Raw genomic sequence first — 24,821 nt, 5'->3', positions numbered from 1 at the left:
GCTGTTTCCGGAGGTGGGCCGGACGTGTCCGGGCGGGGCGCGCTTAGCATCGTCGAGGAGGGTGACCGGGGAGTCCGGCCCGGTCCGTGGTCGGTTCCGAGGAAGGGGCGCCATGGTGGGGTCAGCGGACAGGGCGAAGCGGCCGGCCGGGCTCGACCGGGAGCGGGTCACCTCGGCCGCGGTGCGGTTGCTGGACGCGGAGGGGCCGGCCGGGTTCTCCATGCGGCGGCTGGCGGCCGAGCTGGACGTCACCGCGATGTCCGTGTACTGGTACGTCGACACCAAGGACGAGCTGCTGGTGCTCGCGCTCGACGCCGTGTTCGGTGAAGTGGAGCTGCCGCGAACCGGGTCGGCGGCGGGCTGGCGGGATCGGCTTCGGGGACTGGCGACCGGGTACCGGGCGATGCTGGTGCGCCACCCCTGGGTGCCTGCGCTGTTGGGGAACCAGGTGGAGGCCGGGCCGTGTTCGGGGGCGTTCGCGGCGTGTGTGCGACGGGTGGTCGCGGACGCCGGGATCCCGGCGTCCGGGCAGGTGGGGGCGGTGTCGGCGGTGTTCCGGTTCGTGTACGGGGCGCACTTCGCCGGTGCGGAGCCGGGGGAGCGGGATTCCGAGTTCGCGCTGGAGCTGCTGATCGCGGGCATCGAGGCGGTGGCGGCGCGGCCCGGCTGAGACCGCGGCCCGGCTGAGACCGGTGGGTGGGTCGGGGCCGCGCCGGTACATCAGCCCGTCGCCGTCGGGTGAGGAGTGACCGTCGGTGGCGACGGCCATCGATGTACCGGCACGTCCCCTCACGCCGGATCCCGTCTGCGGGTCCGCGTTCGCTGGGGTTCGGGCGTGAGTTTCAGCCCCTCCGGCGTTTGAGGAGCGGGGTCTGGGGCGGAGCCCCAGGTATGGGACGGGTAGGGGCGGAGGGGGCGAGGAAGCGGGGTCCCGCCGGCCGGCCGGCCGGTCAGTCCTGGGGGGCCAGGTGGGGCGGGAAGCCTCCGGTGGCGACCGGGCCCCAGTGGGTGGGGGTGATGCGGATGATCGACTTGGCCTGCTTGCGCATCGCCGCGCGATACTCGTCCCAGTCGGGATGCTCCCCGGCGATGTTCCGGTAGTACTCGACCAGCGGCTCGACGGAGTCGGGAGAGTCGATCACCTCGGCGGTGCCGTCGACTTGGACCCAGGGCCCGTTCCACTCGTCGCTCAGGACGATCAGCGCGACCCGCTCGTCCCGCTTGGCGTTACGCGTCTTGGCACGCTCGGGATACGTCGAGACGACGATGCGTCCGGCGTCGTCGACGCCACAGGTCAGCGGAGAGCCCTGCGGGCCGCCGCCGGCACGGCGGGTGAGCAGGATCGCCCGGTGGCGGGGGCGTACGAAGTCCAGCAACTCGTCGAGGGAGACAGAGGTGTTCGTCGCGATGTTGGGTGCCATGCGATCAGCGTAGGGCGCGGGCCCGGCGATCGCCCGCGGGCCGGGCCGGTGGGCGGCACCCGACCTCGGCGAAGCGGCTAAAGTGCTCTTCGTCCTGTGCTCGCAGTCGGGAATGTGCTGCGGAGCTCTCCTGCGCATGGCCGTTTGGCCCTGCATGCCGAAGAGGTTCGTGGTGGCTGCGTCTGAGTTTTCTGAATTGTCCCGTTCTGATACGGATTTCGAGCTGGCCGAGGGCCTCACGGCCGCGGCCCAGCAGTTGCACGAGACATCGAGCGCCCACGCCACCCTGCGCACCGCCGTCCGGCTGGCCGTGCGCATCCTGCCCGGCGTCGAGTACGCCGGCATCTCCGTCATCGAGCCCAAGGCCCACCGGCAGACGCTGGCCTGGACGGACGAGGTCGTCCGCTCCGCCGACGCCATGAACGCGGGCCGTGAGCATCCCCCGTACTGGAACCGGCTGTGGACGGCTCCGGTGGCCCGCATCGAGGACAGCGCCGCCCCGGACGGAGACGGGGACCGCGCGCTCTCGGATCTCGGCCTGCGGTCGGTGCTGTCGCTGCGGCTGCGTGCCGACCGGCGCCGGCTGACCGTCCTGACCGCCTACGCGCGGGCGCCGCGCGCCTTCGACGAGTCGGCCACCCGGATAGGGCGGCTGTTCACCGCGCACGTCGGCATCGCGCTGGACTCGGCGACCCTGCGCGAACAGCTCACCGAGGCGATGCGCACCCGGGATCTCATCGGGCAGGCCACGGGCATCCTCATGGAGCGGCTCGACATCGACGCGTCCGAGGCCTTCGACAGCCTCGTGCGCACCTCCCAGCGGGAGAACGTCAAGCTCCGTGACCTGGCCCGACGGATCGTCGACGCCAGCGAGGGCGAGTGAGCCGGGGTCAGACCGCCGGCAGCGACTCGCCCTGCACGGCCTGGATGTCGAGCTCCACCTTCAGGGTCGTTCCGATGGCGGAGATGCCCGCCTGGACGATCTGGTTGTAGTGCAGGGCGAAGTCCTCGCGGTGGAGCTCGGCGGTCGCCCGGAACGCGGCGCGGGTGCCGCCCCAGGGGTCGGCGCCGGTGCCGAGGTAGGCGAGGTCGAGGTCGACGGGACGTACGACACCGTGCAGGGTGAGCTCGCCGTGCACGGTCCAGCGGTCGGAGCCGGCCGGTGTGAGGCCCGTCGAACGGTAGGTGATCAGCGGGTAATTCTCGGCGTCGAGGAAGTCCGCCGACCTCAGGTGCCCGTCGCGCATGCCGTTGCCGGTGTCGATGGAGGCGGCCGTGATCGTCGCCTCGACCCGGGAGGCGGTCACGTCGCCGGGGGCGATCTCGACGCGGCCCGCGAAGTCCGTGAAGCGGCCGTGCACGCTGGAGATGCCCAGGTGCTGGGCCACCGCGCCCACGGAGGAGTGCGCCGGGTCGATGGTCCACGGTCCCGGTGGGGGCAGCTCGGTGCCGCCCCGGCGGGCCAGCGTCACCTGGCCGACCTCGGCCCGGCCGGCCGCCGTGACGATGGCCCCGGACGCGGCGGGCGCGTACCCGAGCGCGGTCACGATCACGGTGTAGGCGCCCGGCGCGAGGCTCGTGGTGTCGCGTACGGACCCGTCGGTGTCCGCCTCGGCCCGCAGCACCTGCGCCCCGGTCGAGTCGGTCACCGTGACGACCGCGTGCGACACGGCCCATCCGTCCCGTGTGCGGATCTTCGCGGTCAAGCCCATGGCAGTAACTCCTTGCGGTGTACCAATGAAAACCGGCCCGTGGGGGGCGCACCTCCGCTCAGAGTGCGCGCATCCCCACGGGCCGGGGCTCGGACTACTCGCCGGGGTGGGCGAGTTCGATGTCGTGGTCGTCCGCTCCACGGCCGCCGACGGTCAGCGCGGTCGCCACCGGCGGGTAGCCCGCCGCGATGACGGTGTACTCGCCGCCGTCCAGATCGGTGAAGGCGTACGCCCCGTCGCCGCCGGTCCTGGCCGTGCCGACGACGTTCCCGGCCGCGTCCACCAGCGTCACGCGGGCGTCCGACAGGGGGCCGTGCGGGGCCCGGACGACACCCTGGACCTGGGCGCCCGCGTCGAGGTCGACCTCGACCCGGGTGATCCCGGTGCCGCCGACCTCGACGGGCAGCGCCCGCGGCCGGTGGCCCGCGGCGTTCACCGCGACCGTCACGACGCCGGGCACCAGCTCGGCGAAGGCGAACTCGCCCTGCTCACCGGTGGTTCCGGTGGCCAGCACGTCCCCGCGCACGTCGGTCACGACGACCATCGCGTCCTTGACCGGGGAGGCGCCGTCGGAGGCCCGGACGACACCGCTCAGCCCGCTCGTGCCGCTCAGCAGGATGTCGTACGCGAGCGGCTCGTCGTGCACGACGATCGTCGAGGCCTGCGGCTGGAAGCCGTCGGCGGAGGCGATCAGGACGTACGAGCCCACACCGGGCGCGTCGAGGGCGTAGGAGCCGTCGGCCTGCGCGACCGAGCGGCCGAGCTGGCGTCCCGCCGGCGAGATCAGCGTGACCGCGGCCTGCGGGACGGGCGCGCTCTCGGCACCGCGGACCTGGCCGTGCACCCGGATGCCGCCGGACGCGGGCCGGGGGTCGCCCTCCCGCGTGGCGGTGGCGACGGCGGCGAGCCGCTGGGTCCCCTCGGGCGCCGTCTCGGAGACGGTCTCGGTGGTGCCGACGGCCGGGGCGAGGGCGGCGGTGGCCGCGGCCTCGACCGCCTCGGCGACGGGTGCCTCGGTGACCGGCTCGCCGGACTTCTCCGCGGCGGCCTGGGCCATCGCGCCGGACGTCCGCAGCGGGACCTCCTTGATGAACAGCACGATGAGGAAGGCGACCAGCGCCATGCCGGAGGCGATCAGGAAGACGTCCGCGATGCCGTGACCGTAGGCGCTCTCCATCACGTTGCGCAGCGGAGCGGGCAGCTTGTCCATGTCCGGGATGGTGGAGCTGGAGTCCGAACCGGACCCGAGGGCCGCGTACTTGGGGCCGAGATCGGTCAGCCCGTCCTTCACGTAGTCGGTGATCCGGGTGGCCATGACCGCGCCGAGCGCGGAGACGCCGATCGCACCGCCGAGGGACCGGAAGAACGTCACCGTGGAGCTCGCCGCGCCCAGGTCCGAGGGCGCCACCTGGTTCTGCGTGGAGAGCACCAGGTTCTGCATCATCATGCCGATGCCGAGGCCCAGCAGCGCCATGAAGATCGCGATGTGCCAGTAGGCCGTGTCGTAGCGGATGGTGCCGAGCAGGCCGAGGCCCGCGGTCACCAGGAAGCCGCCGGAGACGAGCCAGTACTTCCACCGGCCGGTCTTGGTGATGACCTGGCCGGAGACCGTGGACGAGATGAACAGGCCGCCGATCATCGGGATCGTCATGACACCCGACATCGTCGGGGACTTGTCCCGGGCGAGCTGGAAGTACTGGCTGAAGAAGACGGTGCCGGTGAACATCGCGACACCGACGAACAGCGACGCGAGGGAGGAGAGGGTGATCGTGCGGTTGCGGAACAGCCGCAGCGGGATGATCGGCTCGCTCGCCCGGGACTCGACCAGCACGAACAGCAGTCCGAGGACGATCGCGCCGCCGACCATGGCGTACGTCTGCCACGAGATCCAGTCGTACTTGTCACCCGCGAAGGTGACCCAGAGCAGCAGCAGCGAGACCGCGGCGGAGATGAAGAACGCGCCGCCCCAGTCGACCTTCACGTCCCGCTTCACGACGGGCAGGTGCAGGGTCTTCTGCAGCACGATCAGCGCGATGACCGCGAACGGCACACCGACGTAGAAGCACCAGCGCCAGCCGAGCCAGCTCGTGTCGGTGATGACACCGCCGAGCAGCGGACCGCCCACGGTTGCGACGGCGAACGTCGCGCCCAGGTAGCCGGAGTAGCGCCCGCGCTCACGCGGGGAGATCATCGCGGCCATCACGATCTGCGCCAGGGCGGACAGACCGCCGACGCCGATGCCCTGCACGACACGGCAGGCGATCAGCATGCCGGCGTTCTGCGAGAGTCCGGCCGCGGCCGAGCCCAGCACGTAGATGATGAGCGCTATCTGGACGAGCGCCTTCTTGCTGTACAGGTCGGACAGCTTGCCCCACAGGGGCGTGGCCGCGGTCATGGAGAGCAGCGCGGCGGTGACGACCCAGGTGTACGCGGACTGGCCGCCGCCCAGGTCGCCGATGATCTCGGGGAGCGCGTTGGAGACGATCGTCGACGACAGGATCGCGACGAACATGCCGAGCAGCAGCCCGGAGAGCGCCTCCATGATCTGCCGGTGCGTCATCGGAGCGCCGTCGGCGCCTCCGTGCTTGGCGTGAGAGCCCCGCACACCGGCTGGTGTGGTCGTTGCCATGGGCTTCCTTTTCTTACGCGGGTGTACGGGTGGTCGGTTCTGATACGTCTGTCGCGTACGGGGGAGGGTGCGCGGGCGTCCGCTGCGGGGAGCGGCAGTCGCCGAAGCTCTCGCGCAGCCGGCCCATCAGCTCGATGAGCAGCCCGACCTCGGCGTCGGACCAGTGGCTGAGCCGGTCGGAGAGCAGGCGTGACGTGCGCAGGGACAGCTCGTCGAGCTGGGCGTGCCCGGCCGCGGTGAGGCGCAGGATGCGTGAGCGTTTGTCCGCCGGGTCGGGGGACCGTTCGATCCAGCCCCGGTCGGCGACGTGCGCCACATGGCGGCTGGTGACCGACATGTCCACGGACAGCAGCTCCGCGAGCTTGCTCATCCGCATCTCGCCGTACCGGCCGAGCAGGGTGAGCACGGCGGCGGATCCCGCGGGGCACTCGGGCGGAAGGATCCGGCCCATTCCCCTCTTCACGGCACCGATGGCGCTGAGCTGACGAGCCAGTTCCTCGTACTGCGCCTGCTCGGCCATCGCACCTCCCCTTATTCGTTGCTTAGGGCAACCATAAAGAAGTTGGTTGCCGCAGGCAAACGAGTTCGGGGCTTCAGGGATAAAAAGTTGGCAAAGGCAAGTGTTGGCGAACGGAAACGTGCAGGCGGGAGGGGTGGACGGGGCGGGAGATACGGAGGGGACGGCCGTCGAGGTGAGGAGGCGACGCGGAGGCGGTGTGCGTGCTGGTCGCGGGTGCTGTGCGGTCGGGTCACGATCGGCGTGATGAGCAACCCGGCACTTGGGCAGCCCGCGCGCATTCGCTAGGGTCCGGCCTATGGCAAACACCCAGGGCCCCGAGGGCAACTACGACCCCGCGGGCAGCACTCAGATGTTCCGTGCGTTCGTCGACGAGGCCCCCCAGGGCCGGCAGCAGCAGGCGGCCGCTCCCGCGGGTCCCCGCGTGGGTCTGATCGTCGGCGTCGTCCTCGCCGTCGCGGTCGTCGCCGCGGTGGCCTGGCTCGCCTTCATGTGATCGAGCGGGACCGCGAGATCGGGCGCAACCGCCTGATCGGGCGGGAGCGCGGGGGCGTGACCCGGTAGGGGCGCGCCCCTACTTCCACGCGACGGACACGTCCTGTGTCTCGACGTGCATGCCCAGCGGCACCCGCCAGGAGTCGACGCACACCGTCCAGGTCCCGCCCTTCCTCCCGCCGGCGGCGATCGGCGCCGGAAGGGGTTCGGTCGACCGGACGGTCGCCCAGTCGATCCCGAGCGCCCCGATGATGTGCGTCCCGAAGGTCACCGTGCCCGAACGGACCGCCGTACCACCGGTGTTGCTGAAGGAGAGGGTCACCTTCTCGCACCAGCGCTGACCGGTGGCCGTGCGCGAGGGCTCGCTCACGGCGAGCGCGGCGGGGCGGGCACTCGCCGTCGGGCCGGGCGAGGACGGGGTCGACGAACCTCCCGAACCTCCCGAAGAACCTCCCGAACTCCCGCCCGTACGACCGGAGTCGCCGCCGGAGTCACCGCCCGAGGGTGAGCCGGACGACGACGAGGACCCGCCGCCCGTCCCGGTTCCCGTGCCTCCCGCGCTGCCGGACGCGGTCCCCGAGCCGCCCCCGCCGGCGGCGGAACCGGTCGAGCCGCCCGAACCGGGCGACGAACCGTGCGAGCCGTCCGCGTCACCCGTGCCGCCCGTCGGCGTACCGCCGCCCGGACCGGCGGCCGAGGACCTCTCGCCGGCTCCGGAACTCCCTTTGCCTCCGGTGGGGTTGGTGCCGTCGAGAGGTGCCAGGGACACCTCTCCCGACGGTGCCACCACCGCCCCCGACGCCCGGGGGGAGCCGTCCGCGGCCCCGACGGCGGCATACCCGCCGTCCCCGCCGCTCCCGCACGCGGCCAGCAGTCCGCCCAGACACAGCGCGGCCGCCGACGTGCCCACCAGGGCACCTCGGCGACCGCTCGGCGATCCATGACGCATCGGCTCGTGACGCATCGCGCCAGTGTGGCTGACGACCCGTCAAATATGAACCCCGCGTGGGACGGTCAGTCGGAGATGAGTCCTTCGCGGAGCTGCGCCAGCGTGCGGGTGAGCAGCCGGGAGACGTGCATCTGGGAGATGCCGACCTCCTCGCCGATCTGCGACTGGGTCATGTTCGCGAAGAAGCGGAGCATGATGATGCGGCGCTCGCGCGGCGGCAGCTTGGCGAGCAGCGGCTTGAGCGACTCGCGGTACTCCACGCCCTCCAGCGCGGTGTCCTCGTAGCCGAGGCGGTCCGCGAGGGAGCCCTCGCCGCCGTCGTCCTCGGGAGCGGGCGAGTCCAGCGACGAGGCCGTGTACGCGTTGCCGACGGCGAGACCGTCGACCACGTCCTCCTCGGACACCCCGAGAGCCGTGGCGAGTTCGGCGACCGTCGGCGAGCGGTCGAGCCGCTGCGACAGCTCGTCGCTGGCCTTGGTGAGGGCCAGGCGCAGCTCCTGGAGGCGGCGCGGGACGCGGACCGACCAGGACGTGTCGCGGAAGAACCGCTTGATCTCGCCGACGACCGTCGGCATCGCGAAGGTCGGGAACTCGACGCCGCGTTCGCAGTCGAAGCGGTCGATCGCCTTGATCAGGCCGATGGTGCCGACCTGGACGATGTCCTCCATCGGCTCGTTGCGGGAGCGGAAGCGGGCCGCCGCGTACCGCACGAGCGGGAGGTTGAGCTCGATGAGGGTGTCCCGGACGTAGCCGCGCTCAGGGCTGTTCTCGGCGAGTGCCGCGAGGCGCAGGAACAGGGAGCGGGACAGGGTCCGGGTGTCGATGGCGCCCGAGGACTCGGGGACCAGAGCGGCTTCCGGGGCCTCGGCGGCAGGGACGTCGTGAAGCGCGGCGTGCGCCTCGGGCACTGCGTCGCTCTTCGTGAGCGTGAGCACCTTCGAGCTGCCCTGATCTGCGGACATGCCACCCCCTTTGGGTCGCGGACGGTCGCGGCAGTCGCTCCCGTCGGAGGAACGCAGCCTCCACCTGAATACCGGAGGCGAGGCCGCGGCAAACGCGCTCCCGGAAGAATGTCACATGTCGGCAACACGCTGTAGAGACTTGTCGACATGTAGAGGGTGGATCGGCCCTGGAAAAAGGGGGTCTGACAGGTAATCAGCGCTGAACCGACATAAAAAGTGACCTTGAGCGATTAGCTCTTCTCGGTTACGCCTCGATCCTGTTTGCGGATCGAAGACGCGCGAAGCTGCGGGCGAGGAGCCTTGACACATGCATCTGGGAAACACCCAGTTCCGCGCTGATCTGTGACTGGGTCAGATTGCTGTAGTAGCGCAGGAGCAGGATCCGCTGCTCGCGTTCGGGCAGTTGTACGAGCAGATGCCGTACGAGGTCGCGGTGTTCGACCCCGTCGAGCGCGGGGTCCTCGTATCCGAGCCGGTCGAGCAGTCCCGGCAGTCCGTCGCCCTCCTGGGCCGCTTCGAGGGAGGTCGCGTGGTACGACCGTCCGGCCTCGATGCAGGAGAGGACCTCCTCCTCGGTGATGCGCAGCCGTTCGGCGATCTCCGCGGTGGTGGGCGAGCGTCCGAAGGCGGTCGTCAGGTCCTCGGTGGCGCTGTTCACCTGCACCCACAGTTCGTGCAGCCGGCGCGGTACGTGGACGGTGCGGACGTTGTCGCGGAAGTACCGCTTGATCTCGCCGACGACCGTCGGCATCGCGAAGGTCGGGAACTGCACGCCCCGGTCCGGGTCGAAGCGGTCGATGGCGTTGATCAGGCCGATCGTGCCGACCTGGACCACGTCCTCCATCGGCTCGTTGCGGGAGCGGAAGCGGGCCGCCGCGTACCGCACGAGCGGCAGGTTCGCCTCGATCAGCGCGCTGCGGACCCGCAGGTGCTCCGGGGTGCCCGGCTCCAGCACCTTGAGTTCGCCGAAGAGCACCTGGGTGAGGGCCCGGGTGTCGGCGCCCCGGCGCCGCTCCTGAGGGACCTCCTGGGCCGTTTCGGGGGCGGTCGCGGGGCCCTGGGTGCCCGGAGCGGCGTTCGGTGCCGTGGTCTGCGTCAGGGGCCGCGCCGGGGGTGGCGGCGGGGCGGAGGCCAGAGCCGTCGCCCGGTCCTGGGCCGGGGCTTCCTCCTGGGGCGGCGCAGTACTGGCCGACACGGTCAACGCCACCTCTTCGTTCGTCAACGATCCGTCGACGTATCCGTCAACTCATCCGTCAAAAGCGGTCATAGCATCACAAGACATGTGCACTGTGTGCAAGCACCGCATAACGCCGTGTTGAGGGTGAACAGGAGGTGAGTTGGGGTTCAAGACGCCGAAAACCCCTGACCGGTTGCGGTCAAGGGCTCGGTAAGAGTGTGCGATCAAAAACGGTCAGAACGGGTAATCGGCGATCACCCAGGTGGCGAACTCACGCCAGAGCGCGACACCGGCGGTGTGGGCCGGGTGCTCCAGGTAACGCTTGAGGGCGTCGGCGTCCTCGACGGCGGCGTTGATGGCGAAGTCGTACGCGATGGGCCGGTCGCTGATGTTCCACTCGCACTCCCAGACCCGCAGCTCGGGGATCTGCCCGCCGAGCGCGCGGAAGGCGGCGACGCCCTCGGCGACGCGGGGCTCGTCGCGCCGCACGCCGTCGTTGAGCTTGAAGAGGACCAGATGGCGGATCACGGGTACTCCCTGGTGATGAGGTGGTTCTTCGCTCGGTCACGCCCTCGCGGGGGCGCGCCTCGCTCCGTCGGGCCCGCTCGGCGCCGGATGCGCGGCCCTGCCGCGCCGGCGTCGGTGCCCTGCGTCAGTTCTTCGCTCCGTCGGCGACCCAGGTCATGAAGTCGCCTATCGCCCCGGCGGCGCTCGATATGCCCTCGAACGCTATCTGGACGTAGTCGGCGGCCTTGGCCGGATCCGTGATGATCACGTAGAGCACGAAGACCACGAGCACGTAGATGGCGATCTTCTTCGAATTCACCGCCATGGCGGCCTCCCCTGTGACTCCTGCGCCCGTCGGCCCCCTGCTGCCGGCGGTGAGTGTAACCTTCACGCCCCCTTTAAGGACCAACGGCCCGCTGGTAGAGGTCCTTTGCGGGGCCTGGGCGGCGCGCTCGCGGTCCAGCATGGAAGGGAGCCCCGGCGGGAACCGTCAGGAGTCCCCGGGGCCCGGAGGGACCCCACTGCGGGGTTCTCGCCGCCCGACTTTCCCCCGAGACGGCGGCGTGGACTTGCGGGTCCCTGCGTGGGGGAAGCGGGCGCCCCCGAATTGCGCCCCTTCCCCCTCCTCTGTGGGAGCGGAGAGCCCTTTCGGGTACGGAAGCCCCGGCGACCGAGCGGCGCCGGGGCTCCTTCGCGTCGCGGCCCCCGCGGAGCCCGGGAACGCACGAAGGGCCCCGTCTTTCGACGGGGCCCTCCAGAAGCGGTAGCGGAGGGATTTGAACCCTCGGTGACTTGCGCCACACTCGCTTTCGAGGCGAGCTCCTTCGGCCGCTCGGACACGCTACCGAGGGAGACCCTACCCCAAGGTGGCCCGTGGTCTGAAATCCGTTTCGGCGGCCCGGTCAGCGGTCGCGGAAGAAGTCGGTCAGCAGTGCGGCGCAGTCGTCGGCGAGCACGCCCTCGATCACCTCGGGCCGGTGGTTGAGCCGCCGGTCGCGGACGACGTCCCAGACGGATCCGGTCGCGCCCGCCTTCTCGTCGCGGGCGCCGTAGACCACCCGGTCGACACGGGACTGGACGAGCGCGCCGGCGCACATCGTGCAGGGCTCCAGGGTGACGACGAGCGTGCACGCCGTCAGCCGCCACTCACCGAGCGCGGCGGCGGCCCGGCGCAGCGCGAGGATCTCGGCGTGCGCCGTCGGGTCGCCGGTGGCCTCGCGTTCGTTGTGCCCGGCCGCCAGCACGGTCGTCCCGTCCGGGGACAGCACGACGGCACCGACGGGAACGTCCCCGCCCCGGACGGCCAGCCGTGCCTCGTCCAGCGCGAGCCGCATCGGGTCCCGCCACCGGTCGCGTACGGGATCGGGCGGCGGGGGTACCTGGCGCGGGGTGCTCATCCGGGGAACCTAGCGGAATCCCGCCGGGCAGGGCGGAAGGCCGGAGCCGGTGGGCGGCGGACGGCAGGCGAAGATCCGGCCCGCTGGATCGGGCCGGTTCGCCGGTATGGGGGCAGGGGTGCGGGAGAGGGGCCGGGCCCGCCGTTTCCGGAGGCCCTGACCTGTTCCGGACGTCCTAGCGGACGGTCTCCAGAACCTCTGCCGCGCCCAGGGCCTCGGCGATCGTGCCGAGCGCGTCGCCTTCGTCCAGGGCCAGCAGTTCCTTCTCGCTCACTCCGAGGTCCGCGAGGATGTAGCGGTCCCCGACGGGGCTGTGCGAGACGGCGTCGCCGGACACGCTCCCCTGGTCCTCGTCGTCGTCCTCGGAGTCCCCTGGTTCACCGTCCTCGGTGCCGTCCAGATCGAGGGAGTCCAGGTCGGCGTCGTCGTCGCCCGGATCCCGTCCTAGTAGTTCGTCCGTGAGCAGGATCTCGCCGTACGAACTGCGGGCGGCAGCGGCGGCGTCCGAGACGTAGATACGAGGATCCTCCTCGCCGTCCACGCGGACGACGCCGAACCACGCGTCCTCCTGCTCGATGAGCACGAGCACCGTGTCCTCGTCCGAGACCTCACGGGCCAGATCGGTCAGATCCGACAGGGTTTCCACATCGTCGAGCTCTGTATCGCTCGCTTCCCACCCGTCTTCGGTGCGCGCGAGCAGTGCGGCGAAGTACACCGTGACTCTCCCACTGGTCATAGGTGTGCCGGTTGGGGTTCCCCCCGGCGGAGGCTGTGGGCGGGGAGTGCTGCTGCTCCGAGCCCCGCCCACTCGGAATCGTGGCAGAAAGACAGCGTTCAGGGGACGTCTTCGGCCTGCTGTGTCCGCCTCTTTTGATCGCTAACAGCGGATCGTACGCGGCTGCCCGCGCCGCGTGGAGACCTCCTCGCCCGACACGTCCTCCACACGGCCCCTCGTGAGGCGGGCGCGGCGCGGTTCCCGGGCGGCCGGGCGGCCGGGCGCGTTTGCCCGCGCGCCGACCGCCGGGCGGGCGCGTTCCCTTGTCAGGGCGGGTGTGCCCCGGGTGCCGGCGCGGCCGGGTCGCGGGGGCGGGGCCGGTTCTTGCGCGCCGACCCCCTCCGTGGGCGTGTCGGCCGCGGAGGCGGCGTGCCGGGCCGGAGCCCGGCGCCGTGCGCGGGCGCGCGCGGTGGTGCGTACGGCTGTGGCTACCAGCGGAACGTGCGCATGCGCATCGCGTGGCGCAGGCGGGCCGTCTTGGCCCGGCGGGGCTGGACGCGGTCGCGCAGCTCGCGCGCCTCGGCCAGGTCGCGCAGGAACTGGGCCCGCCGCCTCCTGCGTTCGGCGTCGCTCTCCAGCCGTTCGGACGACTCCTCTTGCTGGTCCCGCATTGGCACACCACCCCAGGTCCGTCCCTCCCACCTTCCCTCCGATGGATGGTTTGATGCCAGCGGACGGGTGATGCCGGGCGGCGGCCCTTGCCGGGCGGGTCGGTGGCGGGTGCCGTGGGCCCCGCTACTGTTGTGGACATGCGTCTTCACGTCGTCGACCACCCCCTGGTCGCCCATAAGCTCACCACCCTGCGCGACCAGCGCACCGACTCCGCGACCTTCCGGCGGCTGGCCGACGAACTGGTCACCCTCCTCGCCTACGAGGCCACGCGCGACGTGCGCACGGAGCAGGTCGACATCGTGACGCCGGTCTCCCCGACCACGGGCGTCAAGCTCTCCTACCCGCGCCCGCTCGTCGTGCCGATCCTGCGCGCGGGCCTCGGCATGCTCGACGGCATGGTCCGGCTGCTGCCGACCGCCGAGGTGGGCTTCCTGGGCATGGTGCGCGACGAGGAGACGCTCGAGGCCTCCACGTACGCCACCCGGATGCCGGACGACCTCTCCGGCCGTCAGGTGTACGTCCTGGACCCGATGCTGGCCACCGGCGGCACGCTCGTCGCCGCGATCCAGGAGCTGATCAAGCGCGGCGCCGACGACGTCACCGCCGTGGTCCTGCTCGCCGCCCCCGAGGGCGTCGAGCTGATGGAGCGCGAGCTCGCCGGCACCCCGGTCACCGTGGTCACGGCCTCGGTCGACGAGCGCCTGAACGAGCACGGCTACATCGTGCCGGGCCTCGGCGACGCGGGTGACCGCATGTACGGGGCCGCCGAGTAACGCCCCGGCTCCGCGGCACCCGCGGAGCGCACCGGTACTCCGCGGCACCCCGCGGAGCGCACGGGTACGGACACGACTCCGGAGCCGGCGGCTCGCACGCGAGCGCGGCTGCGGAGTCGTCGGTGCTTCCTCGGGAACGGTCCCGGGGTCAGCAGTGCTTCTTCGCGTCGGCGGGCGCCGGCTCGGGCCGCGTGAGGACGGTCAGCGCCTTGTCGGCGTCCGCCTTCTTCGTCAGCTCCTTGAACGCGGTGCCGATGATCAGGTCGACCGTGGTGGCCTTGGCGCGGCCGTCGGTCTTCAGCTCGGCGCCGGAGAGCTGGGTGTTGAGGACGGGCAGCGCGGCCTGGCCGGCGGCCTTGGCGCCGAGCAGTATCCCGGCGCCCGCGACCTTCTTGTCGTACGCGGCCGTCGCGTTGCCCACGTCGCCGATCTTGAAGCCGCGCTTCTTCAGCTCGTCCGCCGTCTGCTTCGCGAGCCCGCTGCGGGGCGTCGCGTTGAAGACGTTCACGGTGATCTGGCCGGGCTTCGGCAGCGTGGACGCCACGGCCGCAGCGGCGGCGGCGGACGCCTTCGCCTCCGGCGTGACCTTCGAGGCGCAGTCCGCCTTGGTGCCGGCCGCCGTGGCCTTGCTGCCGCCCGTGTAGATGTCGATGAGCTGCAGGGACCCCCACCCGATCAGACCGAGAACGGTGACGGAGCTGAGGCTCAGGAACACGAACTTGCGACGCCCGCGGGGGCGGCGCATCCGCGGGTACTTGTCCCCCGTGATCCGATACTGGCCACCCATGCCAGGGGGAGTAAGCATGCTCATGGGCGCAGCGTAGTGCGCCGGGGCGCCAATGCCTACTAGATGATCATTGCCCGGCGTTCAGTTCAACCCATTGGGGTCAAGCCGTGGCCATTAGTCCAGTTCAAGAACGCGCGCGTGCAGCACCTGGCGCTGCTGCAGCGCGGCGCGGACGGCGCGGTGCAGGCCGTCCTCCAGGTACAGATCGCCCTGCCACTTGACGACGTGGGCGAAGAGGTCGCCGTAGAAGGTGGAGTCCTCGGCGAGGAGGGTCTCCAGGTCGAGCTGGCCCTTCGTCGTCACGAGCTGATCGAGGCGGACCGGGCGCGGCGCGACGTCCGCCCACTGCCGGGTGCTTTCCCGGCCGTGGTCGGGGTACGGCCGGCCGTTTCCGATGCGCTTGAAGATCACACGGAAAGCCTACCGGTCAAGACCTTCCGGGCGCAGCCATGGCGGCGGAGTGCGACGCTGGAAAAGATGTCGTAAATCCTTTCAAAACGGGAACAGGGGTCTGATATGAGTGACGGCGAGACCGTCCGGTCGGCTGCCGCCGGGACCGCTCCCGAGCGGGTCGCCGGCGCCCCCGCGCTCCCGCGGGAGGCCCTGGAGATCGCGGCCGGCTACGCCTTCGCGGGCCCCGCTCTCGACCTCGGCGCCCTGCTCTGGGACGGGGCGTGCCTGTCCGACGCGCAGATCCGCGTCCCGCTGCCGATGCTCAACCGGCACGGCCTGGTGGCGGGCGCCACCGGCACCGGCAAGACCAAGACGCTCCAGCTCATCGCCGAGCAGCTCTCCGCGCAGGGCGTCCCCGTCTTCCTCGCCGACATCAAGGGGGACGTCTCCGGGATCTCGGTTCCGGGCGAACCGGGGGCGAGGGTGCAGGAGCGGGCCGGGGAGGTCGGCCAGGAGTGGACACCGGCCGGCTGTCCGGCGGAGTTCTACGCGCTCGGCGGCCTGGGCCACGGCATTCCCGTACGCGCCACGGTCACCAGCTTCGGGCCGGTGCTGCTGTCCAAGGTGCTCCAGCTCAACCGGACCCAGGAGCAGTCGCTCGGCCTGATCTTCCACTACGCCGACCAGAAGGGCCTGGAGCTGGTCGACCTCAAGGACCTGCGCGCGGTCGTCGCCTTTCTGACCTCGGACGAGGGCAAGCGGGAGCTGAAGGGGATCGGCGGGCTGTCCACCGCCACGGCGGGTGTCATCCTGCGCTCGCTGACGGCCTTCGAGGCGCAGGGCATGAGCCCCTTCTTCGGGGAGCCGGAGTTCGACACGAGCGAGCTGACGCGCCTGGCGCCGGACGGCCGGGGCGTGGTGTCGGTCCTCGAACTGCCCGCCGTGCAGGACAGACCGCAGCTCTTCTCGACGTTCCTGATGTGGATGCTCGCCGATCTCTTCCACGACCTGCCGGAGGTCGGCGACGCGGACCGGCCGAAGCTCGTCTTCTTCTTCGACGAGGCCCATCTGCTCTTCAGCGACGCGTCGAAGGCGTTCCTGGACTCGATCACGCAGACGGTCCGGCTCATTCGCTCGAAAGGGGTCGGCGTGTTCTTCGTGACGCAGACGCCGAAGGACGTGCCCGCGGACGTTCTCGCCCAGCTCGGCAACCGCGTCCAGCACGCGCTGCGGGCCTTCACGCCGGACGACCAGAAGGCGCTGAAGGCCACCGTGAAAACGTTCCCCGACTCCCCGTACGACCTCGAAGAGGTCCTGACGGGCCTCGGCACCGGCGAGGCCGTGGTCACGGTGCTGAGCGAGAAGGGCGCCCCGACGCCGGTCGCGGCGACCCGGCTGCGCGCGCCGAGGTCGCTGATGGGTCCGGTGGAGGCGGACGCGCTCGACCGGGCGGTGCGGGAGTCGCCGTCGTATGGGCGGTACGCGCAGGCGGTGGACCGGGAGTCGGCGTACGAGAAGCTGACGGCCGCGGAGGCCGCCGAAGCGGAACCCGCGTCCTCCTCGCGGCAGCGGAGCGGGACCGGCACGCGGTCCGGCACCCCGTCCGCATCCGGGGCCGGCACCGATGACGGGCGTTCCGGTGGCCGGAGCCGGCCCGAGGAGCCGAAGGAGGAGCCCTCCATGGTCGAGCAGGTCGTGGGCAGCGGTCTGTTCAAGTCCCTGGCGCGGTCGGTGGGCACCCAGATCGGGCGGGAGATCACCCGTTCGGTCTTCGGGACGGCGCGCAGGCGGCGCTGACACCGCTGCGGCGTCGACACCGCTTCCCGTCGCGCGGGCGGCGGGAAGGGCGCCGGTCCCGGGGGGCGGGACCGGGGCCGGGGTCAGCCGCGGGCGGCCTTCGCCGCCGCCTTCATCTCCTGCTTGTGCGCCCGGACCTTGGCGAGGGACTCCGGGCCGGTGATGTCGGCGACGGAGCGGAAGGAGCCGGACTCGCCGTAGGGTCCCGCCGCCTCGCGCCAGCCCTCGGGGGCGACCCCGAGCTGCTTGCCGAGGAGGGCCACGAAGATCTGGGCCTTCTGCGGTCCGAAACCGGGGAGTTCCTTGAGCCTGCGCAACAGCTCGGCGCCGCTTCCGGCGTCCTTCCAGACGGCCGCGGCGTCTCCGTCGTAGTGCTCGACGAGGTACTGGCAGAGCTGGTGGATGCGCTTGCCCATCGAGCCGGGATAGCGGTGCACGGCGGGCTTGGCCGACAGCAGCTCGGCGAACTTCTCCGGGTCGTACGAGGCGATCTCGTGCGCGTCGAGATCGTCCGCCCCCATGCGCCGGGCGATCGTGTACGGGCCCGCGAAGGCCCACTCCATCGGCACCTGCTGGTCCAGCAGCATGCCGACCAGCGCCGCGAGGGGGCTGCGGCCGAGCAGTTCGTCGGCCTCGGGCTGCTGGGCGAGGTGAAGCGTGACGTCCATGAACCGATGATCCCGCGTACGGGGGCGGGCCGCGCGGTCGCGGCGGGGCGGGCCGCCCGGCTTCACCGGGTCCTCACCTCCGGCGTACGATCCTCCCGATTAAATTAGGTTAGCCTAACCTGACATGACTGGGGATGGACCGTGACCGCCGAGATCTACCGTGACCCCTGGGGCATCCCGCACCTGCGCGCCGCCGGCGCCCTGGAACTCGCCCACGCCCAGGGCCGGGTCACCGCCCGGGACCGCGCCTGGCAGCTCGAGGTCGAGCGGCACCGCTCCCAGGGCACCTCGGCCGCCTTCCTCGGCGCGGAGTCCGTCGGCTGGGACCGGTTCGCCCGGCAGGCCCGGCTCGACGACACCGCGCGACGCTGCTTCGCCTCCCTGGAGCGGAGCGACCCCGAGACCGCCGCGTGGGTCGTCGCGTACGTCGACGGCGTCAACGCCGGGCTGGCCGAAGGAGCCGCGCGGGCACCCGAGTTCGCCGCGAGCGGGCTCGAACCGGGCCGCTGGGAGCCCTGGAGCCCGCTGGGGGTCTGGCTCGGTACCCACATCCTCTTCGCCGGGTTTCCCGCCAAGCTGTGGCGCGAGGAGGTCGCCCGCCGGCTAGGCACGGACGCGGTCGGCCTGTTCGCCATGGACGGGCCGGGCACGGCCGGGAGCAACGGATGGCTGGTGAGCGGCGAACGCACCGCCACCGGGCAGGCGTTGATCGCCGGCGACCCGCACCGCTTCATCGAGGACCCCGGCGTCTACCAGCAGATCCGCCTGTCCTGCCCGGAGTTCGACGTCGTCGGCATCGCCGTCCCCGGCGTGCCGGGCATCGCCCACTTCGCCCACACCGGAACCGTCGCCTGGGCGATCACCAACGCGATGGCCGACTACCAGGACCTCTACCGTGAGCGGCTGCGCGAGACCGGCACCGGGGCCGTCGAGGCCCTCGACCCGGACGGGGTGTGGCGGGCCGCGGCACGGCACACCGAGCGGGTGGAGGTGGCCGGCGGCGAGAGCGTCGAGGTCGAGGTGATCGAGACGGCACGCGGACCCGTGGTGATCGGGGGCACCGGCGCCGAGGAGTCCATCAGCCTGCGCTATCCGCCCCGCGTCACCGCGGACCTCGGCTTCGGCGCGCTCCTGCCGCTGCTGCGGGCCCGCCGCGTCGCCGACGTGGACCGGGCCTTCGACGCCTGGGCGGAGCCGGTGAACGTCGTGCAGGCCGCCGACACCGAGGGCGGGCTGCTGCACCGCGTCGCGGGCCGCGTCCCGGTGCGCGCCACGGCCAACCGCCTCCGGGTGGTGCCCGCGTGGGAGGCCGGCCACGACTGGACCGGCTGGCACGAGATGCCCCGCGGCCCGGTCGACGACGGCCTCGCCGTGATGGCGAACCAGCGCGGCCCCGCGACCCCGCTCGGAGTCGAGTTCGCGCCCCCGCACCGCGCCGAACGCATCCGTCGACTGCTCGACACGGGGCGCACGTTGTCGGCCGCCGACATGCCGGCCATCCACATGGACACCCGGCTCGGCTCCGCGGCGGCCCTGCTGGACCCGCTGGCCGCCCTCGAACTCTCCGGCGCCGCGGCCGGCCTCCGGGACCGGCTCCTGCGCTGGAACCGGCACATGGACGCCGACAGCGGCACGGCCGCGCTGTTCGCCCAGGTGCGCGACGCGGTCGTACGCCGGCTCGTGGCGCACCCGGCGCTCGCCGTCCTGGCCGAACCGCCCGCCCGTCCGGCCGTCTTCCTGCCCTGGCTCGCACTCACCCCGCGCGTCGCCTTCGCCCTGGAGAACCTGCTGTCGCAAGGGGAGGCGTACGGCATCGACCGCGACGCCGTACTCCGGGCGGCCGTCGAGGAGGCGGCCGCCGCGCCCGTCTCCCGCACCTGGGGCGACACGCACCGCCTCGCCCCCTGGCGGGCCCTGCCCGGCACCCCGTACGACGAACCGGCGCTGTCCGGCGACAACGACTGCGTCCTGTCCACCTCGTCGCTCCCCGGACTGACCGACCTGAGCGCCCGCGGACCCGCGGCCCGTTACGTGTGGGACCTCGCCGACCGCGACGCCAGCCTCTGGGTGGTCCCCTTCGGGGCCGACGGCGTTCCCGGCGCGGCCCACCACCGCGACCAACTCCCCTTGTGGCTCGGGGGAGATCTCGTCCCGGTGACCACCGACTGGAACACGCTGACCAAGGAGAGCGATGACGACTGACACGTACGCCGCCACCCGCGAGGCCGTTCACGAGCAGCGGATCGACGGGTTCGGCACGGTCCGCGTGCTGCCCGTCGACCCGCACGCCGACCTGGACGTGCTGCACGGCTGGGTCGCCGAGGAGCGCGCCGCCTACTGGGGGATGACCGGGTTCACGAAGGAGCAGGTGCTGGAGACCTATCTGCACCTCGACTCGCTCGACACCCACCACGCCTTCCTCACGCTCAAGGACGGCGTCCCGGCCGCGCTCTTCCAGACCTACGAGCCCGAGGCCGACCGCGTCTCCGAGTGCTACGAGGTCCGGCCGGGCGACATCGGCGTCCACCTGCTCATCGGGCCCCCGGCGCCCGGGGCCGACGCACTGCCGGGCTGGTCGTCCACGCTGCTGTCCGCGTTCCTGGCGTACGCGCTGACCGGACTCGGCCGGCGGCGCGCGGTCGTCGAACCCGACGCCCGCAACACCAAGGCCATCGCCCGGCTGACCCGGCAGGGGTTCGTCCCCGCCGGGGACATCGTGCTGCCCGCGATCGACCTGCCCGAGGTCCGTCTGCCCGAGAAGCGCGCCCGGCTCGCCTTCCTCACCCGCGAGGCCTTCGAGAAGGGCCCGACGGCCCCGAGGTGAGCCGGACGCGGCCCGTTTCCGTACATGACCGAGACTCTGGACATGCGGATACGGAGACGGCGTGTGAACGGAAACGGGCAGCGACGGCGACGACTCGGCGCCAGGGCCCTGGCCCTGCTGGGCGGTGTCCTGGTCCTGGTGCTCTTCGGCGGCGTGGGCGGCGCGTCCGCCCACGCCGCGCTGACGGGCACCGATCCGCAGGAAGGCAGCGTGCTGAAGTCGGCGCCCCGCCGGGTGACCCTGACGTTCAGTGAGTCGATCGGCCTGTTCGACGACTCCTTCCGCGTGCTCGACCCGGACAACCGGCGGGTGCGCACCGGCGAACCCGAGCACGCGGACGGCCGTTCCGACACCGCCGGCATCACCCTGCCGAGCGGCCTCGCCGACGGCACGTACACCGTCGCCTGGCGGGTCGTCTCGGCGGACAGCCACCCCGTCTCCGGCGCCTTCACGTTCTCGGTCGGCAAACCGTCCGCGACCCCTGCTCCGCCGCCGCCCACCGCCGGCGACCCCGTCTCCTCCGCCCTCTACGACATCGCCCGCTACGCCGCGTACACCGGGCTCGCCCTGCTCATCGGCGCGGTCACGTTCGTGCTCGCCTGCGGCTTCCCCGGCTCGGTACGGCGGCTCCTCGTGACCGGCTGGTGGATCCTGCTCGGCTCCACGTTCGCGCTGCTCCTGCTGCGCGGCCCCTACGAGCGCGGCACCGGCGTGGCGGAGGCCTTCGACCCCGACGGCCTCAGCGACACCCTGGCGAGCCGGCCCGGCGTCGTCCTGGTGGCCCGGCTGGCGCTGCTCGCCGCCGTGGCCTTCGTGCCCCCGCGGGTGCCGGTACGGGACCGGGGAGCCGGCCGTGGCGTCCTCGTGCTCGGGGTGCTGTTCTCCCTGGCCCTGGCGGTCACCTGGGCCGCCGCCGAGCACGCGTCCGCCGGGATCCAGGTGCCCGCCGCGATGGTCTCCTCCGTACTGCACCTGCTCGCCATGGCGGTGTGGCTCGGCGGTCTGGCCGCCCTCCTGACCGCCCTGCACCGCCCCGCCGAGCCGGTCCCCGCGGCCGTCGTCACCCGCTTCTCACGGCTCGCCCTCACCTCGGTCGCCGTCCTCGCGGTCACCGGCGTCTACCAGTCCTGGCGCGGCCTCGGCTCCTGGGACGCCCTGACCTCGACGACGTACGGCAGGCTCCTGGTCGTGAAGGTCGTCCTGGTGGCGCTGCTCCTGGCCGGAGCCGCCCTCTCGCGGCGCTGGACGGCCCGGCTGGCGACCACGCGGACGCCCGCCACCGTCCCGGCCGGCCGCGTCGCGGTCCCGGTCGCGGTGTCCGCCGGGGTGTCCGAGGGCACCGTCTCCGGGGACGTACGCGAGGAGCCCGCGGACGGCCGGAAGGCCACGACGGGGGACGAGCCGTCGGCGGAGGTGCCGGAGGCCGGGGAAGCGGCCTCGGACGGGCCTGCGGGAGACGCCACGACCGGAGACGGCACGACGGGAGACGGCACGACGGGAGACGGTCCCGCAGGTGACGGTTCGGCGGGCGACGGGGCGAAGGGCGGGCCGGGGGAGACCGAGTACCACCGGGGACTGCGTCGCTCGGTGCTCGCCGAGGTCACCGTCGGGATCCTGGTGCTGGTGATCACGACGATGCTGACCGGGACCCAGCCGGGCCGCGCCGCCGCCGAGAGCGCCGACGCGGTCGCGGCCGTGCGCCGTGTGACCTCGAAGACGACCCTGGTGCCCTTCGACGTCGGCACCCCGGGCGGTCACGGCAAGGCCCAGGTCGAGCTGACGCCCGGCCAGGTCGGGGAGAACTCCGTGCAGGTCGTGGTCTTCGGCCCCGACGGCGGCCTCGTGACCGTCCCCGAGGTGCGCCTGACCTTCACCCTGGAATCCCAGAAGGTCGGCCCGATCGACGCGGAGATCACCGACAAGGGCGGCTACTGGACCTCCGACGGCCTCACGCTCCCCCTGCCCGGCACCTGGACGATGAAGGTCACGGTCCGCACCAGCGATCTGGACGAGGTCACGGTCTCGAAGAAGGTGACGATCGACTGAATCGGACCGTGCTCCTCAAGTCGGCTCGACCGAGATTCACGAAAGTCGCCTTTGTCGCGGCGAGGGGGCGACTAGCGTGGATCTCCGGTCCGTTGCAGGCACGGGCCTGCGAGCCGCTGGTGCCCAGTGAAGGTCCGGGGCCGTGCTGGCGAGGGAGCTGATGCCGTGCCGGGTCCGGAGGGCAGGGCGGGGATGGCAAGGGGGCGCTATGACGATCGTGGTCGAAGCTGCGGTGGCATGTGTATTCGCATGGGCCGTACGTAAGGCCCGCCGAGTCGGCGGGCAGGCGGATGCGGAGGTCGACTACGCGCTGGACGCGGCGATGGACAAGGTCCATGGTGTCGTGGTGCGTCGTCTGGGCCCGGGCGGTGAAGTCGAACGACTGGAGCAGGAGGCTGCAGCCGGGCAGAACGAGCCCAGCGCGCTCACCCGCCGCAACGTCGCGATCGGGCTTGCGGAAGCGGTTGCGCAGGATGACGTGTTCGCACAAGAGCTCCAGGACGCGGTCAAGGCCCTGGAAGACGCGAAGCGCGCCGCTGACCCCAAGACCCTCGGCGCCTACAGCCTGACGGTTGGCGGCAACATGGACATCAAGGCCGACAGCGGTTCCGTGGCCGGCGGCAGCGTCCACGTCGAAGGCGATCTCTCGCTGGGAAACCCTCCCAAGCCCGGGGCGGCCACCTCCTGACCGTTCCGGGCGCCGTACCTAAAAGATCTTCGGCACCTGGGTCGGACGCCGAATCCACATCACATGTGTCGGCGGAACGCGGGGCTATGGCCGCGCACTACCTCACTGCGCGCGACGTCTACATCGGCGGCAGACCTGTCGTTGAACCGTCCGCCTCATCAGTGGAGCTTCCGCCGCTTCCCGAGGTACCGCCCGGTTTCACGGGACGCTCACGGGAGCTGGACGATCTTCTTTCGGTACTCGGCTCCCGGGAGGGAGCGGGCAAGGATTCCGGTGCTGCCACTTCCGTGGTCGTGTCTGCGGCGGTGCGGGGCATGGGCGGGATCGGCAAGACCACCCTTGCCCTGTCCGCAGGTCGTCGTGCCCTGGAAGAAGGGGCTTTCACCGGCACACTGTTCCTGGATCTGCGCGGCTATGACGACGCTCCGGTCGACGCTGCTCGCGCCCTGGACGACGTGCTGCGCCAGCTCGGCGTCGATGCCGCCCAGATCCCCCCGGAACAGGCCCAGCGCGCGGCCACTTACCGCTCTCAGCTCGCCCTCCGAGCCCGCCGCGGGGAGCGACTCCTGGTCATCGCGGACAACGCCTCCGCCGGTGAGCAGGTCGAATGCCTGATCCCCGGCGGACCTCACCGTCTCCTGATCACCTCTCGCGACGACCTCTCTTACATCGGTGCGCAGCTCATCGACCTGGACACCCTTCCACTCGGGGAAGCCGTCGAACTCCTCGACGCCGCCGTGCGCACCGCCCTCCCCAGGGACGACAGGGTGGCTGCCGACACCGAGGGTGCCCGGCGCGTCGCCGAGCTGTGCGGATGTCTGCCTCTCGCCCTGTGTATCGCCGCTGCCCAGATGGTCGCCGACCGCTCCCTGAAACCTGCCGACCTTGCCGCCGACTTGGAAGATCCCGTCGGGCGATTGGACGTGCTGGAGGATGAGTCTCGCGCGGTGCGTGGTGTGGTGCAGCGGTCGGTGCGTCGGCTGTCCCCGCCTAAAGAGGAACTTTTCTGGCTGCTGACGGTCAACCCCGGGCCGGACTTCTCCCTGGACACAGCTGTGGCGGTCGTCGGAGCGGGCAAGGCCAAGGACGTCCGTCTTCGGCTGGCCGCCTTGGCCAAGGCGAGCCTGCTGCGCCAGGACCCTGTCAACGGCCGGTGGAGCATGCACGACCTAGTCCGCGCCTACGCCAACGAGCAGGCAGCTCGCCACCCCGCCGCAACAGATCGAGCCCTGAAGCGGCTTCTGGAGCACTATGTCCGCTGGGCGGTGGACGCGGCTGTGTACCTCAACCCCGAATCCCCCGGCAACGCCTCGCGTTTCCGTAATCGCGCCCGCGCCATGGCGTGGTTCGACGCTGAGCGCGCCAACCTGGTCGCCGCCGTCCAGGCCGCCCATACCGGCGGCCACCTCCTCTTCGCGGCAACCCTGCCCGCCCTGCTCAGCGACTACCTCCATGTCCGCCGGCTCCTCAACGATGCGCTGACGGTCTCCACCATTGCTCTCGACGCCACCAAAGCGCTGGGCCACCGCGCGGGCCAAGCCACGTCGTGGATGAACCTCGGCAGCGTCTTTGGCGACCTGCGGCGCTTCGAGGAAGCTCTTGACGCCCACCAGCGGGCTCTGGATGCCTTCAGTGATCTCGGTGACGCCCACGGTCAAGCGACGGTGTGGATGAACCTCGGATACAGCCTTG

General features: G+C 71.7%; 25 protein-coding genes and 1 tRNA gene. 10 read left to right on the top strand and 16 right to left on the bottom strand.

Features of this window, described 5'->3' with window-relative positions; translation table 11 throughout:
• Positions 1-112: 112 nt before the first annotated feature.
• On the top strand, positions 113-670 hold the full coding sequence (locus tag ACFRIC_RS11515) for a TetR/AcrR family transcriptional regulator (RefSeq protein WP_382782972.1): 558 nt from the start codon (positions 113-115) through the stop codon (positions 668-670).
• Between the two features lie 280 nt (positions 671-950).
• Here ACFRIC_RS11515 and ACFRIC_RS11510 read toward each other — a convergent pair whose 3' ends face one another.
• On the bottom strand, positions 951-1,421 hold the full coding sequence (locus ACFRIC_RS11510; protein ID WP_382782969.1) for a PPOX class F420-dependent oxidoreductase: 471 nt from the start codon (positions 1,419-1,421) through the stop codon (positions 951-953).
• A 154-nt stretch (positions 1,422-1,575) separates the two neighbouring features.
• On the opposite strand from ACFRIC_RS11510, the gene ACFRIC_RS11505 reads away from it, so the two are divergent.
• Positions 1,576-2,304 carry an ANTAR domain-containing protein gene (locus ACFRIC_RS11505; RefSeq protein ID WP_382784227.1) on the top strand — a complete coding sequence of 243 codons (729 nt, stop codon included), beginning with the start codon at positions 1,576-1,578 and terminating at the stop codon, positions 2,302-2,304.
• A 7-nt stretch (positions 2,305-2,311) separates the two neighbouring features.
• Here ACFRIC_RS11505 and ACFRIC_RS11500 read toward each other — a convergent pair whose 3' ends face one another.
• The 3 genes from ACFRIC_RS11500 to ACFRIC_RS11490 form a co-directional block, all read right to left on the bottom strand.
• Positions 2,312-3,133 (bottom strand): YceI family protein, encoded by an 822-nt coding sequence (locus ACFRIC_RS11500; protein ID WP_382782966.1) that lies wholly within the window; start codon positions 3,131-3,133, stop codon positions 2,312-2,314.
• A gap of 94 nt (positions 3,134-3,227) precedes the next feature.
• On the bottom strand, positions 3,228-5,762 hold the full coding sequence (locus ACFRIC_RS11495) for an MFS transporter (RefSeq protein ID WP_382782963.1): 2,535 nt from the start codon (positions 5,760-5,762) through the stop codon (positions 3,228-3,230).
• A 13-nt stretch (positions 5,763-5,775) separates the two neighbouring features.
• Positions 5,776-6,282, bottom strand: coding sequence for a MarR family winged helix-turn-helix transcriptional regulator (locus ACFRIC_RS11490; RefSeq protein WP_382782960.1), 507 nt, complete (start codon positions 6,280-6,282; stop codon positions 5,776-5,778).
• Positions 6,283-6,577: 295 nt separating this feature from the next.
• Here ACFRIC_RS11490 and ACFRIC_RS11485 point away from each other — a divergent pair, with 295 nt between their 5' ends.
• On the top strand, positions 6,578-6,775 hold the full coding sequence (locus ACFRIC_RS11485) for a hypothetical protein (protein ID WP_037615166.1): 198 nt from the start codon (positions 6,578-6,580) through the stop codon (positions 6,773-6,775).
• A gap of 78 nt (positions 6,776-6,853) precedes the next feature.
• Here the strand turns inward: ACFRIC_RS11485 and ACFRIC_RS11480 are convergent, their stop codons facing one another.
• From ACFRIC_RS11480 to ACFRIC_RS11440, 9 genes are all read right to left on the bottom strand, one after another.
• Positions 6,854-7,684 (bottom strand): hypothetical protein, encoded by an 831-nt coding sequence (locus ACFRIC_RS11480; protein ID WP_382782957.1) that lies wholly within the window; start codon positions 7,682-7,684, stop codon positions 6,854-6,856.
• Between the two features lie 104 nt (positions 7,685-7,788).
• Positions 7,789-8,685, bottom strand: coding sequence for an RNA polymerase sigma factor SigF (locus ACFRIC_RS11475; RefSeq protein ID WP_382782954.1), 897 nt, complete (start codon positions 8,683-8,685; stop codon positions 7,789-7,791).
• 244 nt (positions 8,686-8,929) lie between these two features.
• Complete coding sequence (locus ACFRIC_RS11470; protein ID WP_382784224.1) at positions 8,930-9,886, bottom strand: RNA polymerase sigma factor SigF; 957 nt, start codon at positions 9,884-9,886, stop codon at positions 8,930-8,932.
• Positions 9,887-10,096: 210 nt separating this feature from the next.
• Entirely contained in the window at positions 10,097-10,390 is a 294-nt protein-coding gene (locus tag ACFRIC_RS11465) for a Dabb family protein (protein WP_382782952.1), read from the bottom strand.
• A 124-nt stretch (positions 10,391-10,514) separates the two neighbouring features.
• Positions 10,515-10,694: a hypothetical protein gene (locus tag ACFRIC_RS11460; RefSeq protein ID WP_382782948.1), complete on the bottom strand. Its 180-nt coding sequence runs from the start codon at positions 10,692-10,694 to the stop codon at positions 10,515-10,517.
• Between the two features lie 436 nt (positions 10,695-11,130).
• Positions 11,131-11,215 (bottom strand) — tRNA-Ser (locus ACFRIC_RS11455).
• 56 nt (positions 11,216-11,271) lie between these two features.
• Positions 11,272-11,766 carry a tRNA adenosine(34) deaminase TadA gene (gene tadA, locus ACFRIC_RS11450; RefSeq protein WP_382782945.1) on the bottom strand — a complete coding sequence of 165 codons (495 nt, stop codon included), beginning with the start codon at positions 11,764-11,766 and terminating at the stop codon, positions 11,272-11,274.
• A 175-nt stretch (positions 11,767-11,941) separates the two neighbouring features.
• Positions 11,942-12,481 carry a hypothetical protein gene (locus ACFRIC_RS11445; protein ID WP_382784222.1) on the bottom strand — a complete coding sequence of 180 codons (540 nt, stop codon included), beginning with the start codon at positions 12,479-12,481 and terminating at the stop codon, positions 11,942-11,944.
• A 488-nt stretch (positions 12,482-12,969) separates the two neighbouring features.
• Positions 12,970-13,152 carry a hypothetical protein gene (locus ACFRIC_RS11440; protein WP_361682768.1) on the bottom strand — a complete coding sequence of 61 codons (183 nt, stop codon included), beginning with the start codon at positions 13,150-13,152 and terminating at the stop codon, positions 12,970-12,972.
• A 138-nt stretch (positions 13,153-13,290) separates the two neighbouring features.
• Here ACFRIC_RS11440 and upp point away from each other — a divergent pair, with 138 nt between their 5' ends.
• The gene (upp, locus tag ACFRIC_RS11435) at positions 13,291-13,926 is read left to right on the top strand and encodes a uracil phosphoribosyltransferase (RefSeq protein WP_382782941.1); all 636 of its coding nucleotides are present in this window, start codon (positions 13,291-13,293) and stop codon (positions 13,924-13,926) included.
• Between the two features lie 148 nt (positions 13,927-14,074).
• On the opposite strand, the gene ACFRIC_RS11430 is transcribed toward upp, so the two are convergent.
• A complete protein-coding gene (locus tag ACFRIC_RS11430; RefSeq protein WP_382782939.1) occupies positions 14,075-14,737 on the bottom strand; it encodes a LytR C-terminal domain-containing protein in 663 nt (220 codons plus the stop codon).
• A 90-nt stretch (positions 14,738-14,827) separates the two neighbouring features.
• The gene (locus tag ACFRIC_RS11425; RefSeq protein ID WP_003999914.1) at positions 14,828-15,124 is read right to left on the bottom strand and encodes a type II toxin-antitoxin system VapB family antitoxin; all 297 of its coding nucleotides are present in this window, start codon (positions 15,122-15,124) and stop codon (positions 14,828-14,830) included.
• Positions 15,125-15,229: 105 nt separating this feature from the next.
• On the opposite strand from ACFRIC_RS11425, the gene ACFRIC_RS11420 reads away from it, so the two are divergent.
• A complete protein-coding gene (locus ACFRIC_RS11420) occupies positions 15,230-16,903 on the top strand; it encodes a helicase HerA-like domain-containing protein (RefSeq protein ID WP_382782936.1) in 1,674 nt (557 codons plus the stop codon).
• A gap of 83 nt (positions 16,904-16,986) precedes the next feature.
• On the opposite strand, the gene ACFRIC_RS11415 is transcribed toward ACFRIC_RS11420, so the two are convergent.
• Positions 16,987-17,571 (bottom strand): HhH-GPD-type base excision DNA repair protein, encoded by a 585-nt coding sequence (locus ACFRIC_RS11415; RefSeq protein WP_382782934.1) that lies wholly within the window; start codon positions 17,569-17,571, stop codon positions 16,987-16,989.
• A 141-nt stretch (positions 17,572-17,712) separates the two neighbouring features.
• Here ACFRIC_RS11415 and ACFRIC_RS11410 point away from each other — a divergent pair, with 141 nt between their 5' ends.
• From ACFRIC_RS11410 to ACFRIC_RS11390, 5 genes are all read left to right on the top strand, one after another.
• Positions 17,713-19,773 carry a penicillin acylase family protein gene (locus ACFRIC_RS11410; protein WP_382782932.1) on the top strand — a complete coding sequence of 687 codons (2,061 nt, stop codon included), beginning with the start codon at positions 17,713-17,715 and terminating at the stop codon, positions 19,771-19,773.
• Positions 19,763-20,395, top strand: a complete 633-nt coding sequence (locus ACFRIC_RS11405; RefSeq protein ID WP_382782929.1) for a GNAT family N-acetyltransferase — start codon at positions 19,763-19,765, stop codon at positions 20,393-20,395. Before ACFRIC_RS11410 ends, ACFRIC_RS11405 begins: the two co-directional genes overlap by 11 nt.
• Positions 20,396-20,458: 63 nt before the next feature.
• Entirely contained in the window at positions 20,459-22,441 is a 1,983-nt protein-coding gene (locus ACFRIC_RS11400) for a copper resistance CopC/CopD family protein (protein WP_382782926.1), read from the top strand.
• A gap of 208 nt (positions 22,442-22,649) precedes the next feature.
• A complete protein-coding gene (locus ACFRIC_RS11395; protein WP_382782924.1) occupies positions 22,650-23,129 on the top strand; it encodes a hypothetical protein in 480 nt (159 codons plus the stop codon).
• An 86-nt stretch (positions 23,130-23,215) separates the two neighbouring features.
• On the top strand, positions 23,216-24,821 hold a 1,606-nt coding region (locus ACFRIC_RS11390; protein WP_382782921.1), incomplete at its 3' end, for an NB-ARC domain-containing protein.

This window comes from Streptomyces sp. NPDC056738, from assembly GCF_042790435.1.
Taxonomy (GTDB): domain Bacteria; phylum Actinomycetota; class Actinomycetes; order Streptomycetales; family Streptomycetaceae; genus Streptomyces.
This window is presented reverse-complemented; position numbering and strand designations above follow the sequence as displayed.

Excerpts from the sequence above, each read along its gene's own strand:
- ACFRIC_RS11515 (WP_382782972.1), top strand. The coding sequence starts at position 113 with ATGGTGGGGTCAGCGGACAGGGCGAAGCGGCCGGCCGGGCTCGACCGG.
- ACFRIC_RS11510 (WP_382782969.1), bottom strand. The coding sequence starts at position 1,421 with ATGGCACCCAACATCGCGACGAACACCTCTGTCTCCCTCGACGAGTTG.
- ACFRIC_RS11505 (WP_382784227.1), top strand. The coding sequence starts at position 1,576 with ATGCCGAAGAGGTTCGTGGTGGCTGCGTCTGAGTTTTCTGAATTGTCC.
- ACFRIC_RS11500 (WP_382782966.1), bottom strand. The coding sequence starts at position 3,133 with ATGGGCTTGACCGCGAAGATCCGCACACGGGACGGATGGGCCGTGTCG.
- ACFRIC_RS11495 (WP_382782963.1), bottom strand. The coding sequence starts at position 5,762 with ATGGCAACGACCACACCAGCCGGTGTGCGGGGCTCTCACGCCAAGCAC.
- ACFRIC_RS11490 (WP_382782960.1), bottom strand. The coding sequence starts at position 6,282 with ATGGCCGAGCAGGCGCAGTACGAGGAACTGGCTCGTCAGCTCAGCGCC.
- ACFRIC_RS11485 (WP_037615166.1), top strand. The coding sequence starts at position 6,578 with ATGGCAAACACCCAGGGCCCCGAGGGCAACTACGACCCCGCGGGCAGC.
- ACFRIC_RS11475 (WP_382782954.1), bottom strand. The coding sequence starts at position 8,685 with ATGTCCGCAGATCAGGGCAGCTCGAAGGTGCTCACGCTCACGAAGAGC.
- ACFRIC_RS11460 (WP_382782948.1), bottom strand. The coding sequence starts at position 10,694 with ATGGCGGTGAATTCGAAGAAGATCGCCATCTACGTGCTCGTGGTCTTC.
- tadA (WP_382782945.1), bottom strand. The coding sequence starts at position 11,766 with ATGAGCACCCCGCGCCAGGTACCCCCGCCGCCCGATCCCGTACGCGAC.
- ACFRIC_RS11440 (WP_361682768.1), bottom strand. The coding sequence starts at position 13,152 with ATGCGGGACCAGCAAGAGGAGTCGTCCGAACGGCTGGAGAGCGACGCC.
- upp (WP_382782941.1), top strand. The coding sequence starts at position 13,291 with ATGCGTCTTCACGTCGTCGACCACCCCCTGGTCGCCCATAAGCTCACC.
- ACFRIC_RS11430 (WP_382782939.1), bottom strand. The coding sequence starts at position 14,737 with ATGAGCATGCTTACTCCCCCTGGCATGGGTGGCCAGTATCGGATCACG.
- ACFRIC_RS11420 (WP_382782936.1), top strand. The coding sequence starts at position 15,230 with ATGAGTGACGGCGAGACCGTCCGGTCGGCTGCCGCCGGGACCGCTCCC.
- ACFRIC_RS11415 (WP_382782934.1), bottom strand. The coding sequence starts at position 17,571 with ATGGACGTCACGCTTCACCTCGCCCAGCAGCCCGAGGCCGACGAACTG.
- ACFRIC_RS11405 (WP_382782929.1), top strand. The coding sequence starts at position 19,763 with ATGACGACTGACACGTACGCCGCCACCCGCGAGGCCGTTCACGAGCAG.
- ACFRIC_RS11395 (WP_382782924.1), top strand. The coding sequence starts at position 22,650 with ATGACGATCGTGGTCGAAGCTGCGGTGGCATGTGTATTCGCATGGGCC.